The sequence below is a fragment of the Gilliamella sp. Fer4-1 genome, assembly GCF_001690515.1.
GTDB classification, from domain to species: domain Bacteria; phylum Pseudomonadota; class Gammaproteobacteria; order Enterobacterales; family Orbaceae; genus Gilliamella; species Gilliamella apicola_C.
In genome coordinates, this window is the sequence record NZ_LZGZ01000092.1 from 1 (window position 1) to 1,427 (window position 1,427).

Annotated in this window: 2 protein-coding genes; both read right to left on the bottom strand. The window is 32.4% G+C overall.

From position 1 onward, the window contains the following. Window positions 1-326: glucose PTS transporter subunit EIIB (locus tag A9G30_RS03540; RefSeq protein ID WP_176700831.1), on the bottom strand; the 326-nt coding region annotated here is incomplete at its 3' end. Between the two features lie 191 nt (window positions 327-517). After that, window positions 518-1,360 (bottom strand): BglG family transcription antiterminator LicT, encoded by an 843-nt coding sequence (gene licT / locus A9G30_RS03545; RefSeq protein WP_065583388.1) that lies wholly within the window; start codon window positions 1,358-1,360, stop codon window positions 518-520. Window positions 1,361-1,427 lie beyond the last annotated feature (67 nt).

The following is a 1,427-nucleotide window of genomic DNA, read 5'->3' on the forward strand; positions in this document are numbered from 1 at the left end:
ATGCCTGACACTAAATCAATCAGTTTTGACACTACACCTTTTTTAGTGCCTGCTGGTGTCTCCGTTGCTGGTTTTTCACTAAGGTTTGTTAGTGCCATAATATCACTAAATACATCTGCAACATTATTGCCGATAACAACCTGAAATTGCCCACCACTTTGTACAACAGTAATCACACCAACTTGTTTTTTTATTGCTTCTGCGTCTGCTTTTGATTCATCTTTTAATGCAAATCTAAGTCTAGTTGCACAGTGTACTAGGCTGATAATGTTTTCCTTACCGCCTACAAGTTCAATAATTGACTCGGCAAGTTGTTTATTTTTCATACCTTATCCTTTTTTATGCAAAAAAAAACCTAAGTCCCTCTTTAAGAGAGGTGCTCAGGTTTTGCTCACATAGCAATTCATTTTATACTATGCAATAACAATCCAAAAATGATTGACTTAAGCTAACATAATTTAGGCTGGATGAACATAGTGATTTGAAATGTAATGATTAAAATGTGACTCATATCACATTATTGTTTTTTAAGTTCCATGCGCAATCGTTCGATATGTATGGTTAAATATAAACTTTCATCGTCAGTTAAAGGGTGCTGGTATTGTTGTATTAAATGTAAATCGATCTGTTTAGTACAAAGATAGGCTAGCTCATACTTTTGCCGAATTAATTCATATAAGGAGCTATCTTGTTGTGTTTGTTTGTTTTGACTTAAGATACGGTGAGCAAAAAATTTTAAATGGGTAACAAAGCGCTGATAGGACAAACAATCTTCATCATATTCAAATTTAAAATGATATTTTACGATATTAAGGATTTCACGCATGATTTTTGTCATGTTGACAATATTGGGCATGGTGCCATTTAATTGTGCATTGATGATATGAAAAGTAATAAAACCCGCTTCGTCTTCGGGTAACTCAATTGATAACCGCTTTTTTATAATTGATAAGGCGTATAAACCAATTTGAAACTCCTTAGGGTAAAATTTTTTGATCTCCCATAAAAAACCGTTGGGTATATTAAATCCTTGTTTATGGCGCTCAATGGCAAAATGGATATGATCTGTTAACGAAATATAAATGCTATCTTGCAATTTGCCATCTATACATTTTTTTGCATGATTAATGATAACTTCAGATGTCGTCAATACTTCAAAAGGGATTTCTGAAAGCAATTCTTTAAATTTTGGCAATATGACTTTATTATCTAGTGAAAACTGCTTTTCTATCTGACTAGGATCGATTAAATCGCCTTCACGCTTTTTAAACCCAATTCCACGCCCAGTGACAATTAATTCACTGCCTTTATCATCAAGTGTAACAATAACATTGTTATTTAATATTTTATAAACTTTCATTAGATATGATCAATTCCTTATGTTGGTTTATTATGAATCGTCATAAAAAAATCGAAAGAAGAAAAAC

What these genes read in the sequence shown, in the direction of transcription:
- licT (WP_065583388.1), bottom strand. Translation starts at nt 1,360, where the DNA reads ATGAAAGTTTATAAAATATTAAATAACAATGTTATTGTTACACTTGAT.